This is a genomic window from Pseudomonas lundensis, assembly GCF_015377145.2.
GTDB classification, from domain to species: Bacteria; Pseudomonadota; Gammaproteobacteria; order Pseudomonadales; family Pseudomonadaceae; genus Aquipseudomonas; species Aquipseudomonas lundensis.
In genome coordinates, this window is the sequence record NZ_CP062158.2 from 3,625,962 (window position 1) to 3,647,709 (window position 21,748).

Annotated in this window: 27 protein-coding genes; 17 read left to right on the forward strand and 10 right to left on the reverse strand. The window is 57.0% G+C overall.

Annotated features, from left to right (window positions below; genetic code table 11):
• Window positions 1-10: 10 nt before the first annotated feature.
• The 3 genes from gcvT (at window position 11) to IF654_RS17095 (ending at window position 2,322) form a co-directional block, all read left to right on the forward strand.
• A complete protein-coding gene (gcvT, locus tag IF654_RS17085; protein WP_047282972.1) occupies window positions 11-1,135 on the forward strand; it encodes a glycine cleavage system aminomethyltransferase GcvT in 1,125 nt (374 codons plus the stop codon).
• A gap of 388 nt (window positions 1,136-1,523) precedes the next feature.
• A complete protein-coding gene (locus tag IF654_RS17090) occupies window positions 1,524-1,736 on the forward strand; it encodes a cold-shock protein (RefSeq protein WP_007977299.1) in 213 nt (70 codons plus the stop codon).
• A gap of 94 nt (window positions 1,737-1,830) precedes the next feature.
• On the forward strand, window positions 1,831-2,322 hold the full coding sequence (locus IF654_RS17095; RefSeq protein ID WP_047282973.1) for an RDD family protein: 492 nt from the start codon (window positions 1,831-1,833) through the stop codon (window positions 2,320-2,322).
• Between the two features lie 104 nt (window positions 2,323-2,426).
• On the opposite strand, the gene IF654_RS17100 is transcribed toward IF654_RS17095, so the two are convergent.
• The 4 genes from IF654_RS17100 to IF654_RS17115 form a co-directional block, all read right to left on the reverse strand.
• Window positions 2,427-3,857 carry a DegQ family serine endoprotease gene (locus tag IF654_RS17100; protein WP_371057692.1) on the reverse strand — a complete coding sequence of 477 codons (1,431 nt, stop codon included), beginning with the start codon at window positions 3,855-3,857 and terminating at the stop codon, window positions 2,427-2,429.
• A 187-nt stretch (window positions 3,858-4,044) separates the two neighbouring features.
• Complete coding sequence (locus tag IF654_RS17105; protein WP_047282974.1) at window positions 4,045-5,007, reverse strand: MucB/RseB C-terminal domain-containing protein; 963 nt, start codon at window positions 5,005-5,007, stop codon at window positions 4,045-4,047.
• Window positions 5,008-5,014: 7 nt separating this feature from the next.
• The gene (locus tag IF654_RS17110; protein ID WP_047277104.1) at window positions 5,015-5,605 is read right to left on the reverse strand and encodes a sigma-E factor negative regulatory protein; all 591 of its coding nucleotides are present in this window, start codon (window positions 5,603-5,605) and stop codon (window positions 5,015-5,017) included.
• A 31-nt stretch (window positions 5,606-5,636) separates the two neighbouring features.
• Window positions 5,637-6,218, reverse strand: coding sequence for an RNA polymerase sigma factor RpoE/AlgU (locus tag IF654_RS17115; RefSeq protein ID WP_047277106.1), 582 nt, complete (start codon window positions 6,216-6,218; stop codon window positions 5,637-5,639).
• Window positions 6,219-6,730: 512 nt separating this feature from the next.
• Here IF654_RS17115 and nadB point away from each other — a divergent pair.
• Window positions 6,731-8,347, forward strand: a complete 1,617-nt coding sequence (gene nadB / locus IF654_RS17120) for an L-aspartate oxidase (RefSeq protein WP_194862199.1) — start codon at window positions 6,731-6,733, stop codon at window positions 8,345-8,347.
• On the opposite strand, the gene IF654_RS17125 is transcribed toward nadB, so the two are convergent.
• Both IF654_RS17125 and IF654_RS17130 read right to left on the reverse strand, forming a co-directional pair.
• Entirely contained in the window at window positions 8,316-8,768 is a 453-nt protein-coding gene (locus IF654_RS17125; RefSeq protein ID WP_080960236.1) for a protein YgfX, read from the reverse strand. The genes nadB and IF654_RS17125 overlap by 32 nt on opposite strands.
• Window positions 8,752-9,006, reverse strand: a complete 255-nt coding sequence (locus IF654_RS17130; RefSeq protein WP_047277109.1) for an FAD assembly factor SdhE — start codon at window positions 9,004-9,006, stop codon at window positions 8,752-8,754. The genes IF654_RS17125 and IF654_RS17130 overlap by 17 nt, the downstream gene beginning before the upstream one ends.
• 150 nt (window positions 9,007-9,156) lie before the next feature.
• On the opposite strand from IF654_RS17130, the gene ygfZ reads away from it, so the two are divergent.
• On the forward strand, window positions 9,157-10,098 hold the full coding sequence (gene ygfZ / locus IF654_RS17135; RefSeq protein ID WP_194862198.1) for a CAF17-like 4Fe-4S cluster assembly/insertion protein YgfZ: 942 nt from the start codon (window positions 9,157-9,159) through the stop codon (window positions 10,096-10,098).
• A gap of 39 nt (window positions 10,099-10,137) precedes the next feature.
• Window positions 10,138-10,959: an HDOD domain-containing protein gene (locus IF654_RS17140; protein WP_047277113.1), complete on the forward strand. Its 822-nt coding sequence runs from the start codon at window positions 10,138-10,140 to the stop codon at window positions 10,957-10,959.
• 35 nt (window positions 10,960-10,994) lie between these two features.
• Here IF654_RS17140 and IF654_RS17145 read toward each other — a convergent pair whose 3' ends face one another.
• Together IF654_RS17145 and IF654_RS17150 are read right to left on the reverse strand one after the other, a co-directional pair.
• The gene (locus IF654_RS17145) at window positions 10,995-12,386 is read right to left on the reverse strand and encodes a sensor histidine kinase (protein WP_047277114.1); all 1,392 of its coding nucleotides are present in this window, start codon (window positions 12,384-12,386) and stop codon (window positions 10,995-10,997) included.
• The gene (locus IF654_RS17150) at window positions 12,379-13,050 is read right to left on the reverse strand and encodes a response regulator (protein WP_047277116.1); all 672 of its coding nucleotides are present in this window, start codon (window positions 13,048-13,050) and stop codon (window positions 12,379-12,381) included. The genes IF654_RS17145 and IF654_RS17150 overlap by 8 nt, the downstream gene beginning before the upstream one ends.
• 236 nt (window positions 13,051-13,286) lie before the next feature.
• On the opposite strand from IF654_RS17150, the gene IF654_RS17155 reads away from it, so the two are divergent.
• The 7 genes from IF654_RS17155 (at window position 13,287) to IF654_RS17185 (ending at window position 18,398) form a co-directional block, all read left to right on the forward strand.
• On the forward strand, window positions 13,287-13,454 hold the full coding sequence (locus IF654_RS17155) for a hypothetical protein (RefSeq protein ID WP_159434370.1): 168 nt from the start codon (window positions 13,287-13,289) through the stop codon (window positions 13,452-13,454).
• A gap of 49 nt (window positions 13,455-13,503) precedes the next feature.
• Window positions 13,504-14,481 carry a Bug family tripartite tricarboxylate transporter substrate binding protein gene (locus IF654_RS17160; protein ID WP_047277118.1) on the forward strand — a complete coding sequence of 326 codons (978 nt, stop codon included), beginning with the start codon at window positions 13,504-13,506 and terminating at the stop codon, window positions 14,479-14,481.
• A 57-nt stretch (window positions 14,482-14,538) separates the two neighbouring features.
• Window positions 14,539-14,997, forward strand: coding sequence for a tripartite tricarboxylate transporter TctB family protein (locus IF654_RS17165; RefSeq protein ID WP_194862197.1), 459 nt, complete (start codon window positions 14,539-14,541; stop codon window positions 14,995-14,997).
• Window position 14,998: 1 nt separating this feature from the next.
• Complete coding sequence (locus IF654_RS17170; RefSeq protein ID WP_047277122.1) at window positions 14,999-16,513, forward strand: tripartite tricarboxylate transporter permease; 1,515 nt, start codon at window positions 14,999-15,001, stop codon at window positions 16,511-16,513.
• Window positions 16,506-17,537, forward strand: coding sequence for an AbrB family transcriptional regulator (locus IF654_RS17175; RefSeq protein ID WP_194862196.1), 1,032 nt, complete (start codon window positions 16,506-16,508; stop codon window positions 17,535-17,537). Before IF654_RS17170 ends, IF654_RS17175 begins: the two co-directional genes overlap by 8 nt.
• Before the next feature lie 134 nt (window positions 17,538-17,671).
• Window positions 17,672-17,932 carry a response regulator transcription factor gene (locus tag IF654_RS17180; protein ID WP_052892200.1) on the forward strand — a complete coding sequence of 87 codons (261 nt, stop codon included), beginning with the start codon at window positions 17,672-17,674 and terminating at the stop codon, window positions 17,930-17,932.
• A gap of 112 nt (window positions 17,933-18,044) precedes the next feature.
• On the forward strand, window positions 18,045-18,398 hold the full coding sequence (locus tag IF654_RS17185) for a putative holin (RefSeq protein WP_047277126.1): 354 nt from the start codon (window positions 18,045-18,047) through the stop codon (window positions 18,396-18,398).
• Between the two features lie 17 nt (window positions 18,399-18,415).
• On the opposite strand, the gene IF654_RS17190 is transcribed toward IF654_RS17185, so the two are convergent.
• Window positions 18,416-18,817, reverse strand: a complete 402-nt coding sequence (locus IF654_RS17190; protein WP_047277128.1) for a helix-turn-helix domain-containing protein — start codon at window positions 18,815-18,817, stop codon at window positions 18,416-18,418.
• Between the two features lie 331 nt (window positions 18,818-19,148).
• On the opposite strand from IF654_RS17190, the gene IF654_RS17195 reads away from it, so the two are divergent.
• Both IF654_RS17195 and IF654_RS17200 read left to right on the forward strand, forming a co-directional pair.
• Window positions 19,149-19,415 (forward strand): Ogr/Delta-like zinc finger protein, encoded by a 267-nt coding sequence (locus IF654_RS17195; protein WP_080960237.1) that lies wholly within the window; start codon window positions 19,149-19,151, stop codon window positions 19,413-19,415.
• Window positions 19,412-19,771 (forward strand): hypothetical protein, encoded by a 360-nt coding sequence (locus IF654_RS17200; protein ID WP_047277129.1) that lies wholly within the window; start codon window positions 19,412-19,414, stop codon window positions 19,769-19,771. The genes IF654_RS17195 and IF654_RS17200 overlap by 4 nt, the downstream gene beginning before the upstream one ends.
• A 95-nt stretch (window positions 19,772-19,866) precedes the next feature.
• On the opposite strand, the gene ung is transcribed toward IF654_RS17200, so the two are convergent.
• Window positions 19,867-20,559, reverse strand: coding sequence for a uracil-DNA glycosylase (gene ung / locus IF654_RS17205; RefSeq protein ID WP_047277131.1), 693 nt, complete (start codon window positions 20,557-20,559; stop codon window positions 19,867-19,869).
• 148 nt (window positions 20,560-20,707) lie between these two features.
• On the opposite strand from ung, the gene IF654_RS17210 reads away from it, so the two are divergent.
• Both IF654_RS17210 and IF654_RS17215 read left to right on the forward strand, forming a co-directional pair.
• Window positions 20,708-20,932 (forward strand): cysteine-rich CWC family protein, encoded by a 225-nt coding sequence (locus IF654_RS17210; protein WP_095009056.1) that lies wholly within the window; start codon window positions 20,708-20,710, stop codon window positions 20,930-20,932.
• Between the two features lie 33 nt (window positions 20,933-20,965).
• Window positions 20,966-21,658, forward strand: a complete 693-nt coding sequence (locus tag IF654_RS17215) for a pseudouridine synthase (protein ID WP_047282984.1) — start codon at window positions 20,966-20,968, stop codon at window positions 21,656-21,658.
• The last annotated feature ends 90 nt before the right edge of the window (window positions 21,659-21,748 follow it).

Here is a 21,748-nt window from a genome sequence, read left to right on the forward strand (position 1 = left end):
GGAGTCATGAATGTCTACCGAACCCCTGCTTAAAACCCCGCTGCACGCCCTTCACCTGGAGCTAGGCGCGCGCATGGTGCCGTTTGCCGGCTATGACATGCCGGTGCAATACCCGCTGGGCGTACTGAAGGAGCATTTACACACCCGTGAGCACGCCGGGTTGTTCGATGTCTCGCACATGGGCCAGATCCGGCTGCGCGGTGCGCAAGCAGCCCAAGGCCTGGAGACGCTGGTCCCGGTGGATATCCTCGACCTGCCGGTGGGCATGCAGCGCTATGCCATGTTTACCAACGAGCAAGGCGGCATTCTGGATGACCTGATGGTGGCCAATCTGGGCAATGACACGTTGTTTCTGGTGGTCAACGCCGCCTGCAAGGAACAGGACCTCGCGCATCTGCGTCAACACTTGGGCGATCGCTGCGAGATTGAACCGCTGTTTGAATCTCGCGCACTGCTCGCCTTGCAAGGTCCCGATGCAGTCCACGTGCTGGCGCGTTTGGCGCCGGATGTAGCCAAGATGACGTTCATGCAGTTTGCCCCGGTCAAACTGATGGGCGCGGACTGCTACGTCAGTCGCTCTGGCTATACCGGTGAGGACGGTTTTGAGATTTCAGTACCGCGCGAACAAGCTGAAGCACTGGCGCGTCATTTGCTCGACCAACCCGAAGTCAAGGCCATCGGCCTGGGTGCGCGGGACTCGCTGCGACTCGAAGCCGGGTTGTGCCTGTACGGCCATGACATGAATGAAGCCACCACACCGATTGAAGCCAGTTTGCTGTGGGCCATTTCAAAGGCGCGCCGCGCAGACGGGCCTCGTGCAGGCGGCTTCCCGGGGGCAGAAACAATCTTCGCCCAACAACAAGGCGGCGTTGCACGCAAACGGGTCGGCCTGCTGCCCCAAGAGCGAACACCCGTGCGCGAAGGAGCCGAGATTGTGGATGCTGAAGGCACTGTTATTGGCCAGGTGTGCAGCGGTGGGTTTGGTCCGACGCTAGGAGCCCCGCTCGCCATGGGCTATCTGGACGTGGAGCATGCGCCTATGGACACCGAAGTATGGGCAATCGTGCGTGCTAAGCGAGTCGCGATGAAAGTGTCCAAAATGCCGTTTGTACCGCAGCGTTATTACAGAGGTTAAACGCTTCACTGGAAGTTACACAGTTGCATGTTTACGCCATGCGCGTGTCATGCAACTGCCCCATTACCGTGCAAACTTTCGATAGTGAAAGCGTGCACTTAATGTCGAAAATAATTGAACCTTTCTATACCGTCACTGTGCTGTAAAAAAGCGCCGGGGCCTCTGAAAATCAGGGATAGACGGTTTATTTTCGGGGCTTGTTTTTATCGTCTAAGTTGTCGTAGAGTTTGCCCACTGTGTTTGCATGGGTCGCTGGAATCGTGACCTGGGCAGTAGCTCTAAGTTTGCTACAACCCGTTCGACGTCTCTTACTTTCCTGCAACCCAGCACCAGTACTCTTTCAGGTGAAAGAGACTGTCATTAATTGTTAGCGTCAAGGAATTAAGAAATGTCCCAACGTCAGAGCGGTACCGTTAAGTGGTTTAACGATGAGAAAGGTTTTGGTTTTATTACGCCTGAAAGCGGACCGGATCTGTTCGTGCACTTCCGCGCCATTCAGGGCAACGGCTTCAAGAGCCTGAAAGAAGGCCAGAAAGTCACCTTCATCGCCGTGCAGGGCCAAAAAGGCATGCAGGCTGACGAAGTTCAAGCCGAAGCTTAACGTTCTCGTACAGAAAAGCCTCTGATGGTGACATCAGAGGCTTTTTTATGGGCGCAATTCCGTAAGATGGCTTTTTTCTTTTAGAGACCCTGCCATGTTGAAACAACCGTTAAGCCCTCAAGGCGCGTTTCCCGCCGCTGGACTGGGGCGCCGCCTGGCAGCCATGTTCTACGATTTTTTGTTGTGCACGGCGCTGATGATCGTCACCACGTTCCTTTACAAACTGATCATGATGGCTTTTATCGGCGAGGCTAAAATGCGTGCCTTGTCTGAAGCCGGTGCCCTTGACGGCGATCCGCTGCTGTCGACACTGCTGTTTTTTGTCTTGTTCGGCTTCTTTGCCAAGTTCTGGACCCACTCCGGGCAAACCCTGGGCATGCAAGTGTGGGGGGTTCGTGTTCAGAACGCAGACGGAACAGCTATCAGCCTGTGGCAGGCGCTGTTGCGTTTTATTGTGTCCATCGGCTCGTGGTTATGTTTCGGGCTCGGTTTTTTCTGGTCATTGATCGACAAGCAAAAACGCACCTGGCATGACATGTACTCCAACACGCAGCTCGTCAGAATTCCCAAGCAAAAAAAGAAATAACACGCCGCACAAAAAAAGCCCGTATCACTTGATACGGGCTTTTTTGTTGTGCAGTGCTCACCTCAGGTGGAGATGACCTCCCTCACCCCAAGCGAGCGCACTGCTTACTCTGCCAGTTTGAAAGTAATGAAACTGGCACGGCCTTGACGCAGGACGCGCATCGACACCGAACGGTTTTTCGGCAATGCCTTGGCAATTTCAGTGAACTGCTTGGCATCGCTGATCGCTTGGTTGTTCAGGTGCGTGATGACGTCGCCTGGACGCAGACCAATCAAGGCAGCCGGGCCATCCTGAACATCCTTGATGATCACGCCACCTTTGATGTCGTTGGTTTTCTTCTGCTCGTCACTCAAGTCCGCCACAGAAACGCCCAGACGGTTGCTGCTGCGCTCTGCGCCGCTTGGCGAATCCATTTCCTTGCCTTCATCGGGGATCGCGCCCACGGTCAGGTCGAGGGTTTTACGCTTGCCGTCGCGCACGACTTCAAGGCTTGCCTTGCTGCCGGCCTTGAGTGCGCCTACCAGATGCGGCAAATCGGCTGACATGACAATCGGCTGACCGTTCATGCTGAGGATCACATCCCCCACTTGAAGCCCGCCTTTGGCAGCCGGACCGTCTTCCAGTACCTGGGCCACCAGCGCACCGGCGGGTTTTTCCAGACCGAAGGATTCAGCCAGGTCTTTGTTGACCTCCTGAATCACTACGCCCAGCCAGCCACGGCTGACCTTGCCACCGCTTTTGAGCTGGTTGGACACGTCCATCGCCACATCGATAGGGATTGCGAACGACACGCCCATAAAGCCGCCTGAGCGGGTGTAGATCTGGGAGTTGATCCCGACCACTTCACCGGCCAGGTTGAACAATGGGCCGCCCGAGTTACCGGGGTTGATGGGCACGTCGGTCTGGATGAACGGCACATAGCTTTCGTTCGGCAGGCTACGGCCGATGGCGCTGATGATGCCTTGGGTCACTGTGTGATCGAAACCAAACGGTGAACCGATGGCAACCACCCATTGGCCAGCCTTCAAATCTTGAGACTTGCCGAGTTTAAGCACGGGCAGGTTTTTGCCTTCGATTTTGAGTAGCGCCACGTCGGAGCGCGGATCAGTGCCGATTAGTTTCGCTTTCATTTCACTGCGGTCTGACAGGCGAACGATGATTTCATCCGCATCGGCCACCACGTGATTGTTGGTCAGGATGTACCCGTCAGGAGAAATGATGAAACCCGAACCCAGGGACTGGGCCTCGCGCTGACGCCCGCCGCCGCTGCGCGGTGGCTGCGGAATACTGCGTTCGAAGAAGTCACGCAGGCCTGGCGGCAAGCCTTCCAGATCTGGCATTTGCCCCATGTTGGAGACGCGACGTTCCGGGAGTTTCTGCGTGGTACTGATGTTGACGACCGCTGGGGAAGCCTGTTCCACCAATTGCGTAAAGTCCGGCAGTTGCACCACCGGCGCATCTGCCAGGGCCGGGACTGCCTGCCCTAGCATCATCACGGCCGCAAAAATGGGTAAGTAATTTTTCAATCGAGGCATCGACATACAGCTCCCGTTAATAGCAAGCAGAGTTAAGCGGCTGGCATTCAAAGTTCAAGGTCAAAGCATAGACCTTAATTTTGGATACCCGAAAACAAACAAGGCCAGAGCCTTTAGGGCTCTGACCTATAGAAAAAGATGAAACGTTTGGCAAATGAAATTCTTCACCAGACATTTCTGCGCACCACTATGGCTTGGCCTGTGTGGAGGCCTGACCCGGGCGCATATTCAATGCAATGCGCTCAGCGGTTCCGATCGGGATTTCCCCGACCACCGTGGCGAGCATATCGCCATTATTGGTGGTGAGATGCCTTGAAACCGCCGCAGTAGGCCCTAGCTGGACCCGTGTATCAGGGGCTGAAGCGCCATTGAGAGGCTCAAGAAAGACAGAAAATCGTGTCAAACCGTCGTCGTACAAGAGACTGGTGACTTCGGATTTGCTCTTCGGATCACGGTGAACGGTGCTGTTGACCAATTCAAAACCCGGAGGCAGCCAGTCGGAGTGCCAATTATTGACTTGCTTGACGACAAGGTCTTTGGGCTCCAGAGCAGCGATCTGACGGCATTGAGCGCCGGGGTTGAGCAAGGTGACCTCTGGCGCATGAGGATCGAGTTCGGTGAACTGGAAGCGCTCCAGCAACTGTCCCTTGTCATTGAGTAACAATGACTTGAGCGGCAGACCGGTCTGGTTATCCAGATACAACTCAACCCCATAGCGGTGCTGATCCCGTGGGGTCAGTGAGATGATGGCAGCGGGCCGCCCTGCTACGCGCGAATCACCCGACTTGGCGACGCTGTACCAGTTGCTGATTTTATCGGCATCCAGTTTACGTACCGCACTTGCAGATACCCCTGCGAGCCCGGAAACCAGCTTGCCCGTTACACATTCAGTACGACCATTGGTGCGAACGACCTCTTGCGCAGGGCCGTCAAGTTGCAGCAAGCGCTCACGAACGCTCCCATCCTGCACCAAGTGCCAGATGCTGTGGGTAGAAAAACTACCGTTGCGTTCGTAGACGAAAGTGCCTTGATAGCTCTGCTGCTGCTCAGCCTGACCGAGACGTTTAATCCAGTCCCGGGCTTCATCGGCATGGGCTGGTACTGCAAACCAGCCACTGAGCAACAGCGGTAACAGAGGGAGGACGCGCATGGTGGTCTTAACGGTTTTCCAGGCTGGCGGCACGAGCGTATGGCAGGACACCTTCAGTGCCTTTCATGGCGGCTTGCTGGGCATGCTGACGCAGGTAGCCGGGTAAACGCTGATCCTGCCAGCCGGACTGGCCTTGCAGTACACCGTTAGCCATCGGACCCGTCGCCTGATCGGCGCTTTCGCTGTAGTTGGCCAATACGGCAGGACCTTTAACCATCGGAGCGCTCATGCTTGGCTGGCTGCCTTGCTGGGCAAGTTGCGCACCCACGATGTCATCCTGGTTGTAAAGCCTTACACCTGCCAGTACTGCCACAGTCACGGAAGCAGCAACAGCCAGACGGCCAATGCTCTTCCAGGGACCACGGGCCACTTTGGCCGGGGTTTGCTCTTCGGCCAATGCAGCCGATACGGCCGATGCGATGTCCAGCCGTGGAATCATCAAATCCTTGTGCATTGCCGCACGGGCCACCTGGTAACGCGACCAGGTATCACGTGTGTGCGCATCGTCGAAGGCATTCAACACCCGACGTAGTTCCAGTTCGTCCGCTTCGTTATCCATCACCGCGGACAGCGATTCCTGCAGGGCTTCACGACTCATGGCGGTTCCTCTCTTGGCTGTCGCCGCTGTCTCAGGTTTCCTGCAACAAAGGTTGCAGGGCTTTATCGATGGCTTCCCGAGCGCGGAAAATCCGGGAGCGCACGGTACCCACCGGACATTGCATGACGCTCGCAATGTCCTCGTAACTCAGACCGTCGAATTCGCGTAAAGTTAACGCCGTTCGTAGATCTTCTGGTAATAGCTGAATCGTGCGATGAACGGTCCCTTCAATCTCGTCACGGAGCAATGCGCGCTCCGGCGATTCAAGATCTTTGAGGCCATGGTCACCATCGTAAAACTCAGCGTCCTCAGAACTCACATCACTGTCAGGCGGACGTCGACCGCGTGATACCAGGTAGTTTTTCGCCGTGTTAATGGCGATACGGTACAGCCAGGTATAGAAAGCGCTGTCACCGCGAAAATTACCAAGTGCCCGGTAAGCCTTAATAAAGGCTTCTTGTGCAACGTCCTGGGCTTCATGGGTGTCGTGCACAAAACGCACGATCAACCCGAGAATTTTGTGCTGGTATTTCAGCACTAGCAGATCAAATGCACGCTTGTCGCCACGCTGTACGCGCTCGACCAGCTGCTGATCCTCTTCCTGGGTTAGCATGAATACTCCTCATAAGACCGAGAGGGAGATTGCTTTGCTAAGTGATCAGGCTTGCAAACATAGACTCGGGCATTGCGCAAAAGTTCTCTCCCCCTGGCAAGTTTCCTGCGCACTCGGATTTGGCACGCACGAAAACGCAGCTCGGGCCTTGCCGGCTGCGTCGATAATCTTGTCGTTGAATTTACCTGCTGAAGCCGTACCGCAAGCTCCGCTTCAAAGCCAACGCTGCTCCCCTTCATGATGGGCAACCCTCTATGGAACATTGGCCTGTAGGAAAAGTTCAATATTCCGGCGAGGTGCCGCGCATTGTTTCACTGCATCGTCAGGGTGCTCTACACCCCTGGGGCCCGAACGATTCTGGCAGATTAATTCTGCAAATCGGCATACAGATCCCACACGAGTGAGGCACACTTCGTGCCCGCTGTAGTTTCACAATGCCATAAAGGCCCGGCTATTGTGCCGATCCCCCCCTCTATATACTAGTGGGCGCTTTTTTTGCGGACGTCAGAAGAATGAGCCAACATTTTCAACATGATGTGCTGGTGATTGGCAGCGGCGCTGCCGGTTTGAGCCTCGCGCTTACCCTGCCCAGCCATTTGCGCATTGCAGTCCTGAGTAAGGGCGATCTGGCCAATGGCTCGACGTTCTGGGCACAAGGTGGCGTGGCCGCCGTGCTGGATGATACCGACACCGTTCAATCCCATGTCGAAGACACGCTTAACGCCGGTGGCGGGCTGTGTCATGAAGACGCCGTGCGTTTCACCGTCGAACACAGCCGCGAAGCCATTCAGTGGCTGATCGATCAAGGCGTGCCCTTCACCCGCGATGAACCTGCCGACCCGCAGCATGCCGGTTTTGAGTTTCACCTCACCCGGGAAGGCGGGCACAGTCATCGGCGCATCATCCACGCCGCCGATGCCACTGGTGCGGCCATTTTCAAAACCTTGCTCGAACAGGCACAGCAGCGGCCCAACATTGAGCTGCTCGAACAACGGGTAGCGGTGGACCTGATCACCGAGCGCAGACTGGGCCTGGAGGGCGATCGCTGCCTTGGCGCCTATGTACTCAATCGCAGCAGCGGGGAAGTCGACACGTTCGGGGCGCGCTTCACCATTCTGGCGACCGGCGGAGCCGCCAAGGTCTACCTCTATACCAGCAACCCGGATGGCGCCTGTGGCGATGGTATTGCCATGGCCTGGCGCTCGGGCTGCCGAGTGGCGAATCTGGAGTTCAACCAGTTTCACCCTACCTGCCTGTACCACCCGCAAGCCAAAAGCTTTTTGATCACTGAAGCCCTGCGCGGCGAAGGGGCGCATTTAAAACTGCCAAATGGCGAGCGATTCATGCACCGCTTTGATCCGCGCGGTGAACTGGCGCCTCGCGATATCGTCGCCCGCGCCATTGACCATGAGATGAAGCGCCTGGGCATTGATTGCGTCTACCTGGACATCAGCCATCAGTCCGAAACATTCATCAAAACCCACTTTCCGACGGTGTATGAGCGCTGCCTCGGCTTTTCCATCGACATCACCCGCCAGGCCATCCCGGTCGTCCCGGCCGCGCATTACACCTGCGGCGGCGTGATGGTTGACGCCCATGGCCAAACCGACGTCCCGGGCCTGTATGCCATTGGCGAAACCAGCTTCACCGGCCTGCACGGCGCCAACCGAATGGCCAGCAATTCGTTGCTGGAATGCTTCGTATACGGCCGTGCAGCCGCTGACAACATCCTCTCGCAATTGCAACAAGTGGCCATTCCAGTGGCCTTGCCCAGTTGGGATGCCAGCCAGGTCACCGACTCGGATGAAGACGTGATCATCGCCCACAACTGGGATGAGCTACGGCGCTTTATGTGGGACTACGTGGGCATCGTACGCACCAACAAGCGATTGCAACGCGCGCAACACCGCGTGCGGTTGTTGCTGGATGAAATCGACGAGTTCTACAGCAACTACAAAGTGAGCCGCGACCTGATCGAGTTACGTAATTTGGCGCAAGTCGCCGAATTGATGATCCGCAGCGCCATGGCGAGAAAGGAGTCCCGTGGCTTGCATTACACCCTGGACTACCCGGACATGTTGCCCGAAGCACTGGACACTATTCTGGTGCCAACCACCTACGCCGACTGAACTTGAGCCGTACGCGCAAGCGCCTATGCTGATCGGGCGCCAGCGCGTCGCGGGGAATGCACACCGCTCGCACGCGGCGCTCCCCGCGTCGGCTGAAGCGCACAATCACCAACATCGGCAGCGCCATGCTGTCACGACGCAACTGCACCGCTTGCCAACCCGTGGCGCGACTCCATAGCTGCCAGCCCTCGGCCGTACGGCGCAACCCCGTAATAGCCGTCGGGTGAGTCAAGCGAATATGCCGTGGACACACCCAAATCCCATGAGACAGGCACGCTAAAACACCGAGCATGCGGGCCCAGAGGGGAATCGACAGAAGGCATATTGAGATCAGCGCCAAAGACTGGGCTGCGAGATACGCCGCCAGCAAGTGCCCGGAAGCACGCCAGCGGCATTCGAAATACTTACTTAGGCTGGACACGATCCAGAATCATGCGAACCATGCGCTGCAGCTCAGGGTCCTCAGACTCGCTGCGCTCCATGAACCAGCCAAACATGTCCTGGTCTTCACACTCAAGCAGCCTGCGATAGCACTCGCGGTCAACATCATTGAGGGTGGCATACACCTCTTTAACGAAAGGCACCAGCAGCACGTCCAGTTCAAGCATGCCGCGACGGCTGTGCCAGTAGAGACGATTGAGTTCAACATCTTCGACCATGGAGCGCTCCTCAAATAGAGCGCAAGTATACAGGCCGCTCCAACATAGACCAGTCGGCTTTGGTCGGGCCCCCACAGGTCCTGCGCGAACTATCCATTTGAGGATCGCCCCTCTATGATGTCCTTCAGACTTTTTGACCTGCGATGAACCATGGCCGACTCTGCTTTTTTCTGCACCCTGACCCACGAAGGCGTTCTTGCTGTGATCGGCGCTGACGCCAGCAAGTTTTTACAAGGGCAGCTGACCTGCAATCTCAACTACTTGAGCGACACGCGCTCCAGTCTGGGCGCGCGCTGCACGCAAAAAGGCCGCATGCAATCGAGCTTCCGTATCCTGCTTCAGCCCGACGGCTGCTTGCTGGCCATGGCGCGGGAACTGGTTGAGCCACAGTTGGCCGACCTGAAAAAGTACGCCGTCTTCTCAAAGTCCAAACTCACCGATGACAGCGCTAACTGGGTACGCTTCGGCCTCTCCGGTGCAGACGCAGTGCTGGCCGGGCTCGGGCTCGACCTGCCAGCCGACACCGACAGCGTCGTGCGTGCCAACGGCTTGATCGCGATTCGCGCCAGCCACAATCGTGCAGAACTCTGGGCCTCCGCCGATCAGGCCGACAGCGTCACCCGTGAACTTCACGCCCACTTGCCTCAGGCAAACCTCAATGAATGGTTGCTCGGGCAAATACGCGCCGGCATTGGTCAGGTGATGGAACAGACCCGCGAGCTGTTCATTCCGCAAATGATCAACCTGCAGGCCGTGGGGGGCGTAAGCTTCAAGAAAGGGTGTTACACAGGTCAGGAAATCGTGGCGCGCATGCAATACCTGGGCAAACTCAAGCGCCACCTCTACCGCTTGTCGCTCGACCTCAATGAGGTGCCATTGCCGGGAACTCCGCTGTTTGCCCCGACTCATAGCAGCGCCATTGGCGAAGTCGTGATCGGCGCCCGCAGTGAGCACGGCGTTGAACTGCTGGCTGTCCTGCAATCTGAAGCAGCACACGCCGGCGACGTGCATCTGGGTGATGCGCAAGGCCCTGAATTGACCCTTCTGGATCTGCCTTATCAACTGGACCGTGATCGCGAAATCCAGCGCTAAATTGCAACACCTTGAAACGCAGCATCCTAGAGAACAGAAATGAGCAACCTGGCGCATAAGGTCCAAAAGGATTTGATTCAGGCCATTACCAAAGATGACCTGGTTCTGCCCACGCTACCCGAAGTAGCGTTGAACATTCGCAAGGCCGCCGAAAACCCCGACATCAGCGTCAGCAACCTGAGCAAAGTGATTGGCCGTGACACCGCGCTGTCAGCGCGCCTGATCAAAGTGGTGAACAGCCCGCTGCTGCGCGCCGCTCAGGAGGTCACCAACCTGCACACCGCCATCACCCGATTGGGTGTCAACTACAGCAGCAACCTCGCGATCGGGCTGGTCATGGAGCAAATCTTCCATGCCCGCTCCGAGGTGGTTGAAAACAAAATGCGTGATGTGTGGCGTCAAAGCCTCGAAATCGCCGGCATTTGTTACGCCTTGTGCCGCCGTTGCACCTCCCTTAAACCGGATCAAGCAGCGCTGGGCGGGTTGGTGCATCAAATCGGGGTGCTGCCGATCCTGACCTACGCCGAAGAACACAACGAACTGCTCTCGGACCCGGTTTCCCTTAACCATGTCATCGAAAACATCCACCCGCTGATTGGCGACAAACTGCTGAGCGTCTGGGAGTTCCCTGAAATGCTGGTCAAGCTGCCGGGCCAATATCTGGACTTTTCTCGCGAATCCGCAGCAGTGGATTACATCGACCTGGTGCAAATCGCCACGGTTTTCTGCCTTAAGCAGGGCGATTCCGCCCTCTTGAATCTTGAGCTGAGCACCCTGCCCGCCTTCAAAAGGCTGGGCCTTGATGGCATGAGCATCAAGCTGCAGGAAGAACTGAACGCCGCGCGCGTCATGTTCATCTGAGCCACACCGCCTTTAACTCCCTTCAGCACCCCCCTTCAGCGCTGGGCGTACACAAAACTGACCCGTACTTTCAACCCGCCTTGCGCGCCATCATGCAAAGTGATGTGTGCCAGATGGGCGCGACAGATCTCTCCCACAATCGCCAGCCCAAGCCCTGAACCCGCCACAGAGGGATTTCGTCGGTAAAACCGCTCGAATACCCGTTCACGGTCTTCATGGGGAATCCCCGGACCGTCATCTTCCACCTCCAGCACGGCAGGTTCAGTCACGCGCAAAATCACGTTGCCGCCCACGGGTGTGTGGGCCAGCGCATTGTCCATCAGGTTACTGAGCAACTCGTTGAGCAAGGTGGGCTCGCCGTGCAGCCACACAGGCCGGTCCGCTTCAAGTGCCAGCGCCACGCCACGCGCATGCGCCAGGGGCGCCATCGCCATGCCCAGCTCACGCGCCAATTGGCTCAGATCCAGTAACTGCGCGCCGCCTTCGGCAATCGCCCGGGCTCCGTTCTCCACCCGCGCCAACGACAGCAATTGATTGGCCAAGTGGGTCACCCTGTCCGTGCCCTGCACCGCCTGTGTCAACGTCGTGCGCCATACGTTCGGATCATGCGCGCGCAAGCCCAGTTCAAGCTGGGCCTTGAGCACCGCCAGCGGGGTTCTTAGCTCGTGGGCGGCATCGGCAATAAACTGCGCCTGACGTTCAAACTGCCCACGCAAACGCTCGGTAAAGTGGTTGAGCGCCTGCACCAGCGGCCACAGCTCACGCTGCACCGGCACTAACGGTAAAGGGCGCAAATCATCAGGCTCACGCTCCTCCACCGCAGTGCGCAAACGCTCCAGCGGACGCAACGCAGCGCTCACGGCAAACCACACCACCAACAGCGCGCCCAGCCCGAGCATGCCCAGACGAAGCACGGTGTCCGCCATCAGGCTGCGCGCCATCGCAACCCGCGCCTCGTCGGTTTCTGCCACCCGAATTTCAGCCATGCCGTTCATGTTCGGCTCGCTGACGGCCTTGAGCAAACTCACTACGCGCACGTTTTGCCCCCGATACTGGCCATCATAAAAACGCGCCAGCGCCGGGTAATCGTCAGTCCGTAACGTACCGGGCGGCGGCGCTGGCAGGTTTTCGTACCCTGAAATCAGGCGCTGATGAATGTCATTGACCTGGTAGTAGATCCGCCCGGCGCTGTCATAGGCAAACGTGTCCAGCGCGACGTAGGGCACGTCGGCGCTCAGGCTGCCATCTCGCTGCGACAAGCCCGCCGCAATGGTGCGCGCCGAAGCCAGCAGGGTTCGGTCGTAAGCGGTGTCAGCAGCCTCGCGGCCGTTGAACCAGGCACTCAAACTGCTGGCCAGCATCAACACCACCAACATCAGCGTCAGGTGCCAGAGCAGTCGCCCGCGCAAACTGTCGAGCTTACGCATCACGGCTTTCCAGCAAGTAGCCCAGGCCACGAAAGGTCACGATCGCCACGGGCTGGCCGTCGAGTTTTTTTCGCAAGCGATGGACATAAATCTCGATGGCGTCCGGGCTTGCGTCCTCGTCCAGACCAAACACCTGCGCCGCCAGTTGCTCCTTGCTCATGACCCGCCCCGGCCGGGCAATCAAAGCCTCCAGCACCGCTTGCTCGCGGGAGGTCAAGGTCAGCAGTTCGTCACCGAGCGTAAAGCGGCGGGTTTCCAGGTCATACACCAACGCCCCGCAGCGTTGCTGACGTTCGCCGCCCAACACACTGCGACGCAACAGGGCTTTGACGCGGGCTTCCATCTCGGTCAGCTCGAAAGGTTTGGCCAGATAATCATCGGCGCCCAAATTGAGGCCGTGTACCCGATCCTTGACGTCACTGCGGGCAGTCAACATCAACACTGGCAGGGTTTTGCCACGGGCACGCAAACGCGCCAGCACCTCAAACCCATCCATGCGCGGCAGCCCCACATCCAGAATCGCTACGGCATAGTCTTCACTGGCCAACGCCAGATCGGCAGCCACGCCATCGTGCAACACGTCCACGGTCAGGCCGGTACTTTTCAACGCCTGAGCCACACTTTCGGCCAGTTGCGGCTGGTCTTCGACCAAGAGCACACGCATCGGATCGTCCTCATTATTGTTCTAGGCACCTGCCCTTCTTTGCGCGGAGTGTACAGACGCCAGCCCGGCTGTGAAGTACGAAACGGCGTGAAAAAGTCTTGAAAGGTTGGTGAAAGGTTGGCCGATTAGGATCCTGAAACGGACAGTTACAACTGTCTTCGCTATGGATGCCGTAGCGACCCGAAAAGCGCCCTGAAGCGTTTTCGCCAATAAGAACAATAATGGAGCACTGCCTCATGCCGGCTTTAAAGCCTTGGGCCACCTGGCCCGTCCGTTTATTGCGTATTCGCCAAATCGCCTCACTCAGCGCCAGGTTGCGCCTGCGACACCTGCTGCCTCGCCCCTCACTGCCACGCAATGCCACTGAAATCAGCTTGCTCATCGGTTTCGGTATCGCCTTGTAGTGACGCGGCCCCGCCCCTCTCTAAAAACAAAAACGCACCGGGAGACACCATGAATCAATCACTGCGCGCCCTTGCCCTTGCGGCCAGTTGCCTTGTGTTGGCGGGCCACGCGCTTGCCGAACCCAAACGCCCCGAATGCATCGCCCCCGCCTCACCGGGTGGAGGTTTTGACTTGACCTGCAAACTGGCGCAAAGCGCGCTGGTGAACGAAAAGCTGCTGAGCAAACCCATGCGCGTGACCTACATGCCGGGTGGCGTCGGGGCAGTGGCCTACAACGCGGTCGTGGCGCAACGCCCCGCAGATGCGGGCACGCTGGTGGCCTGGTCCAGTGGCTCATTGCTCAATCTGGCGCAGGGTAAATTCGGACGTTTCGATGAGGGCGCAGTGCGCTGGCTTGCCGCCGTGGGTACCAGCTATGGCGCCATTGCCGTTAAAAGCGACTCACCTTACAAAAACCTCGATGATCTGGTGCAGGCCCTGAAAAAAGATCCCAGCAGCGTGGTCATCGGCTCCGGTGGCACCGTAGGCAGTCAGGACTGGATGCAAACGGCGCTGATCGCCAAGGCGGCCGGCATCAACCCGCGCGACTTGCGTTACGTGGCGCTCGAAGGCGGCGGCGAAATTGCCACCGCCTTGCTCGGCGGCCACATTCAGGTTGGCAGTACGGATATTTCCGACTCCATGCCGCACATCCAGAGCGGCGACATGCGCATCCTCGCAGTGTTCTCTGACACCCGCCTGGATGAACCCGAAATGAAGAATATTCCCACGGCCAAAGAGCAAGGCTACGACATCGTCTGGCCAGTGGTGCGCGGCTTTTACCTTGGTCCAAAAGTCAGCGACGAGGACTACGCGTGGTGGAAAGGCGCTTTTGACACGTTGCTGGCCTCTGAGGAATTCGCCACGTTGCGCGATCAGCGCGAACTCTTCCCGTTCGCCATGACCGGCCCCGAGCTGGACACCTACGTGAAAAAACAGGTGAGCGATTACAAAGTGCTGGCCAAAGAATTCGGCCTGATCCAGTAACCGCCGCTGACAGTTGATTGCGCGCCGTACCCCCGGCGCGCAGCGCAGGAGTGAACCATGCTCTTACAACGCATTTTTGCCTCGGTGTTGCTGCTGGTCTGCGTCGGTCTGGCGCTGATGGCCTGGCCGTATCAGGCAGCATTTTCCTACGAGCCCGTCGGCCCCCGGGCTTTCCCGCTCTTAATGTTGGGCCTGATGGGGCTGGGCCTGATCTACATGATTGTGCGCCCAACGCCCGTGGTGCACAGCGAAGAAGACCCACAGCTGGACCGCGACACCCTGCTCAAGATCGCGGTGTGCGTCGTGCTATTGCTGATCTTTGCCGGCACCTTCGAACCCCTGGGTTTTATCCTCAGCAGCATCCTGATTGGCATTCCGATGGCCCGTCTGTACGGCGGTCGCTGGATGCCCAGTGTCGTGATCATCAGTGTGATGAGCGTCGGCCTTTATCTGCTGTTCGATAAAGTCATGGACGTTCCACTGCCCCTCGGCCTGCTCGACGTTCTGGAGAACTGATATGGACACTTTTGGTTATTTGGGCCAGGGCTTCGGCGTCGCACTCAGCCCCTACAACTTGGTCACTGCGCTGTGCGGGACGTTGATCGGCACGGTCGTAGGATTGTTACCCGGCCTTGGGCCCATCAACGGGGTTGCGCTGTTAATCCCGATTGCATTTGCACTGGGCCTGCCGCCCGAGTCCGCACTCATCCTGCTGGCAGCGGTGTATCTGGGCTGTGAATACGGCGGGCGGATCAGCTCGATCCTGCTGAACATTCCCGGCGAAGCGTCAACCGTCATGACCACCCTGGACGGCTACCCGATGGCCCGCAAAGGCCTGGCGGGCGTCGCACTCTCGCTGTCAGCCTGGAGCTCGTTCATCGGCGCCTTTATTGCGACCTGCGGCATGGTGCTGTTCGCGCCACTGCTCGCCAAGTGGGCCATTGCATTCGGGCCCGCCGAGTATTTCGTGCTGATGGTTTTTGCAATTGTGTGCCTGGGCGGGATGGCGGGCGACCGCCCCCTGAAAACCTTTATCGCCGCGCTGATCGGCCTGTTTCTGTCCAGTGTCGGTATCGATGCCAACAGCGGTGTGTACCGTTTCACCGGGGACAACATTCACCTGACTGACGGCATTCAGTTCGTGGTCCTGGTGTTGGGCCTGTTCTCCATCAGCGAAATTCTGTTGCTGCTGGAAAAAACCCACCGGGGCCAGGAAGCGGTCAAAGCCACAGGCCGCATGATGTTTAACCTCAAAGAAGCGTCTGCGGTATTTGTCGTGAATATCCGTTGCGGGTTATTGGGTTTCATCATGGGCGTGCTGCCCGGCGCAGGCGCGACGCTGGCCAGTGCCGTGGCCTACATGACCGAGAAGCGCATGGCCGGCGCGACGGGTCAATTCGGCCAGGGTGACATGCGCGGCCTGGCGGCCCCTGAAACGGCCATCGGCGCCTCGGCGTGTGGCGCACTGGTGCCGATGCTGACCCTTGGCGTGCCGGGCTCAGGCACCACGGCGGTGATGATCGGCGCCCTTTCGCTGTACAACATCACCCCCGGTCCACTGTTGTTCCAACAACAGCCGGACATCGTGTGGGGCCTGATTGCCTCGTTGTTTATCGCCAACATCATGCTGGTGATCCTCAACATCCCGATGATCCGTATCTTCACGCGCATTCTGTCCGTGCCGAACTGGGCGCTGGTGCCCGTGATTGCCATCATTACCGCGATCGGCGTGTACGCGGTGCATGCGACCACCTTCGACCTGTTCCTGATGATCGGCATAGGCATCTTCGGTTACATCCTGCGCAAGCTCGACTTCCCGCTCTCGCCTGTGCTCCTGGGCTTTATTTTGGGCGGCCTGATGGAACAGAACCTGCGCCGCGCCCTGTCGATTTCCAATGGCGCGCTGGAGATCTTGTGGTCAAGCCCGATCACGCTGGGCGTGTGGATGCTCACGGTCGTGATGTTACTGCTGCCCATCGTACGAATCTGGCGCAAGCGCAGCGCTCAGCGCCGTGCGCTGGCCAATGCCTGACAGCCGTTTCCAACACTGGGGGGCAACGCCGCTGGTCGGGCTGGCTGGCGGTTATCTGGCCAACCTGATCGGCTGGCCGTTGCCCTGGATGGTCGGCTCATTGCTGGCAGTCATCCTGGTTCGCTGCCTGACACCCTGGCAGTTGGCCGAAATCCCCGGTGGCAGAAAGTGCGGCCAATGGATTATCGGGATTGGCATCGGCCTGCATTTCACGCCAACGGTGATGGAACAGGTACTCGCGCATTTTTGGCTGATTGTGTGCGGTGCGCTGCTGACGAGCCTGTCGAGCATCATCAACGTATGGATCATGCTTCGCAGCGGAGAAGATCGAGCCACTGCGTTTTTCTCAAGCATGCCTGGCGGCTCGGGCGAGATGGTCAACCTCGGCGCACGCAACGGCGCTGTTCTGAGCCGTGTGGCGGCGGGCCAGAGTTTGCGCGTATTGACCGTGGTCTTATGCGTACCCGCCGCATTTAAATACACGTTGGACACCGGCCCGACGACTTTGCAGGCCGTACCCGTGGATTTCGCCTGGCTGACGCTACTGTTTGCGGCCGGTGCCATGCTGGCCTGGACTTGGCAACGTTTGGGTCAACCCAACCCCTGGTTGTTCGGCCCTCTGCTTGTCAGCGCTTGCGTCAGCAGTGTGTGGGACGTACACACGGGGCTTCCTGAAGGCAGCAGTCAGGCAGGCCAATGGCTGATCGGCAGCGGCCTGGGCTGTCACTTTAATCGCGAGTTCTTTCGCCGCGCCCCTTCTTTTATCGCCCGCACACTCCTTGGTACAGCGCTCACCATGATGATCGCCAGTGCATGCGCTGTGGGGTTAAGCGCGCTCACGCATCTAGACCTGCGCTCCCTGACCCTGGGCATGATGCCAGGGGGAATCGCAGAGATGAGCCTGACCGCCGAGGTATTACAACTGTCCGTGCCTTTGGTCACGGCACTGCAAGTCATGCGCCTGCTGTTTGTGTTGTTTCTCGCGCAACCTGTGTTCCGGCGCTGGACACGGCTTAAATCCTGACAGTCGAAAACAGCCAGCCCTACGTAGGAAAATGCACGCAATGTAAGACCGATTCTTACAGCCTAATTACATTGAGCGCCTGAGACTCAGCATTTACTGTGAAGCCTAATTCCTTCAACAGTGCAGGCTTTGAAATGAAACAGGACGAGTCTTATAAATCATTAATTCTGGATAATGAGCACGCGCCCTGCACGCCAAAAATCACCGTTCGCGAACAGCAAATACTGCAACTTTGTGCAAAAGGCATGACCACCGCAGAAATTGCCAGAACACTTCACCGCGCCGAGAGCACCATCAACTTTCACTTCTTCAACCTCAGAGCAAAGTTTGGAACACGGTGCCGTCACGCCACTGTTTTAAAAGCATTAAAGTTCGGCATCCTGACACACATCTGACGTCTATAAACCTCAAAAAACTGACCGACGCGATACGTATTAATCCGTCTGAAATGCACGTCAAACGATGTTCTGAACCCTGCACAGCCCTACGACAAAAGAGCGTCCCGACATGGCCACTGAAGAATTAGCGTACACAGCCAATAAATACCTTGAACTGTGCCTGCTCGTGCTGGAAAACATGGTGAACAATCCGATGTTCTGGGGAGCTTTTTTAGGGGCATGGCTGGTGGCGAGCTCACGAAAAAATAAAAATATATTCAAAAAAATGGCGAGCTTTTTACTCAGCGCAAGTGTGGGTTACTTATTCTCGCCGGTGGCATCACTTTACTTACCCGTCATACCGCCCGGCGTGTGCGGTTTTATATGTGCATTGGTGGTAATCCCCCTCAGCCGAAAACTGACTGACTGGATACAGGTGACGGACATTGTCGACCTGATACGACGGTTTAGAGGGGGAAAGTGACCTGATGGCTGAGCAGACTACTCGACACGCTGTGACAAAATTTCTATGCGTTCCGTCAAACCCTGCACATGTTGACGATCCTGTATAGCACTTAGCGCCAGCCCTTGATTGAACGTATTTAAGGCGCGGTAAAGCCGTAAAATTTGAAACTCATTTGCATTAAAAACGTCATGCCCTGACGTTACTTGATGGCAGTTAGACAGCAACATGGGGCCATGCCCGCTAAACAACCAGTCAAGAGAAATATCGTGCTTTTCTGCGAGATCAATGCAGTGCGCATAGGGAATCTTTGAGCGTCCTTTCCAACTGCTCAATGTTTGAGGGCTAACCCCCATGGCGCCTGAAAGGTCAGCGTCAGTTTTAACACCGAAGACCTGCTTCAACCTTAAAAGTACTTCAATTGATTTCTTGTTACTCATTTTGAATAATCCAAATTTGACTCAGCGCGATTTTGCTTCAATATCTACTCACATTGAGTACTTCAAGATTATTAAAAAATTGCAACCTTATAAATATTTCGAAAATGACAACACTGACTTACCTCTCATACAACTCGCTTCAGGCTCAAAAAAACGCAACTCATACAAAATTAATCAAAAAATCCTACAAAAAGAAAACCAAAAACTTACTTAATGCCGGAACTGCTTATTGCCGCCTGTTCCGACACTCACCCACCGAGATCAAAGGAGTGGTCTTTTCTATACGCCGTGCCTGCTACTGGCACTTAACAACGTTTAACCGGAGTCACTCATGAGCACCTACAAAATGGTTTGCCCACATTGCTTGAGTAAAATGCGGATCCGCACCAGCGAAGGCAGACATATTTTTTTACGTGTTGCCTATTTGCAATGTACAACCGAAGCCTGTGGATGGTCAGTCCGAGCTGAGTTCGAAATGACCCATGAGCTATCACCCAGCGGTATGCCCAATCCGGATGTTCGTCTTCCTCATGTTGATAAAGACCTGCGTCGCGCTGCTATTCAGAACGTTGATAATGCGTGCGGAGTAACACCATGACATCTGCCCATTTAGTCGAGGATGACGAGCAACAGATACAGGCCTCAGCGCTGACATTCTTGCGAAAGTTCCAACCCCAGCATCCGGAAAGCGATCAGATTTTATTTTGTAAAACCGTCAATTACCTGGTCAGTATTTACGCGCTGAGCGTTCCGGCGGCACAGAAGTTGGTCAGTCGCGCCTACGGCGAACTCAAAATCATTGATGAACGGTGCCGACTGGATCTGGATGCCAGTACTGAACATCTGGCCGTTATCACAGACCCGGAAAGTGGAATGACGTGGGCCGTTCCAATTAAAGCCATTGTAGAAAGAGTTATTGAGGCACCCGACAATTGTCGAATGCGACTGGTTTAATTCGCGCGATTTTCACGTGTTATCACTTACACACCAGGCGTCACACCTGGTGTGTCATGCCGCGTTTCTCTGACCACACCTGTAGTGGTCGCAGATCAATCGGCAGGCAATGTCCAATTGATGGGCGTTAAACCGTTTTGCTCAAGAAACTTGTTGGTGCGGCTGAAATGCCCGTTACCGATAAAGCCACGATAAGCCGAGAGCGGCGAAGGATGCACTGAGGTCAGCACCAGATGTTTGGTGGCATCAATCAGCTTTTGTTTGCCCTGCGCATGTGCCCCCCACAGCAAAAACACTAACGTGGGCTGCGTCTCGCTGACCACCTGGATTATCCGGTCGGTGAAGTGCTCCCAGCCTTTTTTGGCGTGAGACGCTGCGTTGGCGCGCTCTACGGTCATGGTGGTATTGAGCAGCAACACCCCCTGATCGGCCCATGACTGCAAACAACCATGCGAAGGAATGTCGATGTTCAGATCGCGCTTGAGTTCTTTGTAGATGTTGACCAGCGAAGGTGGCGCAGGCACGCCGCGCTGCACGGAAAAACACAGCCCATGGGCCTGACCCGGGCCGTGGTAAGGGTCCTGTCCCAGAATCACCACCTTGACCTTGTCCAGCGGCGTTGAGTTCAGGGCATTGAAAATCAGGGGGCCTGGCGGATAAATTTCTTTGCCCGCAGCGTGCTCCTGACGCAGGAACTCACGCAGCTCGCCCATGTAGGGTTTTTCGAACTCCTCGCGCAGCGCCTGCTTCCAGAGGGGTTCAAGTTTTATACGGTCGTCCAGCGTCATGGCTACATCTCGAAAAACAATGATGCGGACACTAAAAAAGCCCACCCGCCTTGTCAATGCAATCAGGCACGTCTGTCGCGGATGACCATGCCGGTCGCCCAACTGTTGTATAAAGGCGGCCAGCTCCCACGGTTTTATTGGATTGACCATGCCAACACCCGCCCTGTGCCCTGCCTGCGGCGCCAGCAATGAATGCGCGATGCTCGCCAGCGACGATGTGCCGACGAGCGCATGCTGGTGTTTTAGCGTCACCCTCGACCCGAGCGTCATTGACGCGTTACCTGCCGAACTGCGCAATGCGGCCTGTCTGTGCCCACGGTGCGCCGGTGTGCTTGAGCAACTTCCTGCAACGACTGGCGACGCCAACCGTTAAGCTACGCGCCGGTTTTTCATGTGATCGATGGCTATGCGTTTAGACCGTTTCCTCAGCAACTTGCCGCAATTCAATCGCAAACAGGTGCGCCTGTTGCTGATCGAGAAGCGCGTTCAAGTCGATGGCCACATCGTCTGCGATCCTCACCATGAGGTGCGGGCCTTCAGTCGCATTGAGTGCGACGGGCAATGTCTGCAGGTCGGCAAGCCCGCGCGGTATTTCATGCTGCACAAGCCGCCCGGCTGTGTCAGCGCCACCCACGACCCACAACACCCCACTGTGCTCGACTGGCTGAACGAGCCGGACAAGGACGACCTGCATATCGCCGGGCGCCTGGACTTCAACACCAGCGGGTTGATGCTGATTACCAACGATGGGCACTGGTCACGACAGGTCACGCAACCTGAAACCAAACTGCCCAAGGTGTATTACGTTGAAACAGAGCACGTGATCACTGACGCGTATGCCGTCACATTCAACCACGGCATTTATTTCGCGTATGAAGACCTCACCACCCAGCCCGCCCACTTGCACGTGCTTGGCCCGCGTTGTGCCCGGCTGAGCATCGTTGAGGGCCGCTATCACCAGGTCAAGCGCATGTTCGGCCACTTCAACAACAAAGTGCTGCGCCTGCACCGCGAGCGCATCGGCTCGTTGGTACTCGATGAACGCCTGGCGCCAGGCCAGTACCGGGCACTGACTGCGCAGGAAATCGAGTTGTTCTGAGACCGCAACCCTCTGGCGCAAGCTCAAGCCCCGCACGATTGACTGTCACATTCCGGGTTCACTCTCGGATTAAACGACGTTCGATGTGCT

Bases quoted from the DNA above. Each gene is read 5' to 3' on its own strand.
- gcvT (WP_047282972.1), top strand. From the start codon at position 11: ATGTCTACCGAACCCCTGCTTAAAACCCCGCTGCACGCCCTTCACCTG.
- IF654_RS17090 (WP_007977299.1), top strand. From the start codon at position 1,524: ATGTCCCAACGTCAGAGCGGTACCGTTAAGTGGTTTAACGATGAGAAA.
- IF654_RS17095 (WP_047282973.1), top strand. From the start codon at position 1,831: ATGTTGAAACAACCGTTAAGCCCTCAAGGCGCGTTTCCCGCCGCTGGA.
- IF654_RS17100 (WP_371057692.1), bottom strand. From the start codon at position 3,857: ATGCCTCGATTGAAAAATTACTTACCCATTTTTGCGGCCGTGATGATG.
- IF654_RS17105 (WP_047282974.1), bottom strand. From the start codon at position 5,007: ATGCGCGTCCTCCCTCTGTTACCGCTGTTGCTCAGTGGCTGGTTTGCA.
- IF654_RS17110 (WP_047277104.1), bottom strand. From the start codon at position 5,605: ATGAGTCGTGAAGCCCTGCAGGAATCGCTGTCCGCGGTGATGGATAAC.
- IF654_RS17115 (WP_047277106.1), bottom strand. From the start codon at position 6,218: ATGCTAACCCAGGAAGAGGATCAGCAGCTGGTCGAGCGCGTACAGCGT.
- nadB (WP_194862199.1), top strand. From the start codon at position 6,731: ATGAGCCAACATTTTCAACATGATGTGCTGGTGATTGGCAGCGGCGCT.
- IF654_RS17130 (WP_047277109.1), bottom strand. From the start codon at position 9,006: ATGGTCGAAGATGTTGAACTCAATCGTCTCTACTGGCACAGCCGTCGC.
- ygfZ (WP_194862198.1), top strand. From the start codon at position 9,157: ATGGCCGACTCTGCTTTTTTCTGCACCCTGACCCACGAAGGCGTTCTT.
- IF654_RS17140 (WP_047277113.1), top strand. From the start codon at position 10,138: ATGAGCAACCTGGCGCATAAGGTCCAAAAGGATTTGATTCAGGCCATT.
- IF654_RS17145 (WP_047277114.1), bottom strand. From the start codon at position 12,386: ATGCGTAAGCTCGACAGTTTGCGCGGGCGACTGCTCTGGCACCTGACG.
- IF654_RS17150 (WP_047277116.1), bottom strand. From the start codon at position 13,050: ATGCGTGTGCTCTTGGTCGAAGACCAGCCGCAACTGGCCGAAAGTGTG.
- IF654_RS17155 (WP_159434370.1), top strand. From the start codon at position 13,287: ATGCCGGCTTTAAAGCCTTGGGCCACCTGGCCCGTCCGTTTATTGCGT.
- IF654_RS17160 (WP_047277118.1), top strand. From the start codon at position 13,504: ATGAATCAATCACTGCGCGCCCTTGCCCTTGCGGCCAGTTGCCTTGTG.
- IF654_RS17165 (WP_194862197.1), top strand. From the start codon at position 14,539: ATGCTCTTACAACGCATTTTTGCCTCGGTGTTGCTGCTGGTCTGCGTC.
- IF654_RS17170 (WP_047277122.1), top strand. From the start codon at position 14,999: ATGGACACTTTTGGTTATTTGGGCCAGGGCTTCGGCGTCGCACTCAGC.
- IF654_RS17175 (WP_194862196.1), top strand. From the start codon at position 16,506: ATGCCTGACAGCCGTTTCCAACACTGGGGGGCAACGCCGCTGGTCGGG.
- IF654_RS17180 (WP_052892200.1), top strand. From the start codon at position 17,672: ATGAAACAGGACGAGTCTTATAAATCATTAATTCTGGATAATGAGCAC.
- IF654_RS17185 (WP_047277126.1), top strand. From the start codon at position 18,045: ATGGCCACTGAAGAATTAGCGTACACAGCCAATAAATACCTTGAACTG.
- IF654_RS17190 (WP_047277128.1), bottom strand. From the start codon at position 18,817: ATGAGTAACAAGAAATCAATTGAAGTACTTTTAAGGTTGAAGCAGGTC.
- IF654_RS17195 (WP_080960237.1), top strand. From the start codon at position 19,149: ATGAGCACCTACAAAATGGTTTGCCCACATTGCTTGAGTAAAATGCGG.
- IF654_RS17200 (WP_047277129.1), top strand. From the start codon at position 19,412: ATGACATCTGCCCATTTAGTCGAGGATGACGAGCAACAGATACAGGCC.
- ung (WP_047277131.1), bottom strand. From the start codon at position 20,559: ATGACGCTGGACGACCGTATAAAACTTGAACCCCTCTGGAAGCAGGCG.
- IF654_RS17210 (WP_095009056.1), top strand. From the start codon at position 20,708: ATGCCAACACCCGCCCTGTGCCCTGCCTGCGGCGCCAGCAATGAATGC.
- IF654_RS17215 (WP_047282984.1), top strand. From the start codon at position 20,966: ATGCGTTTAGACCGTTTCCTCAGCAACTTGCCGCAATTCAATCGCAAA.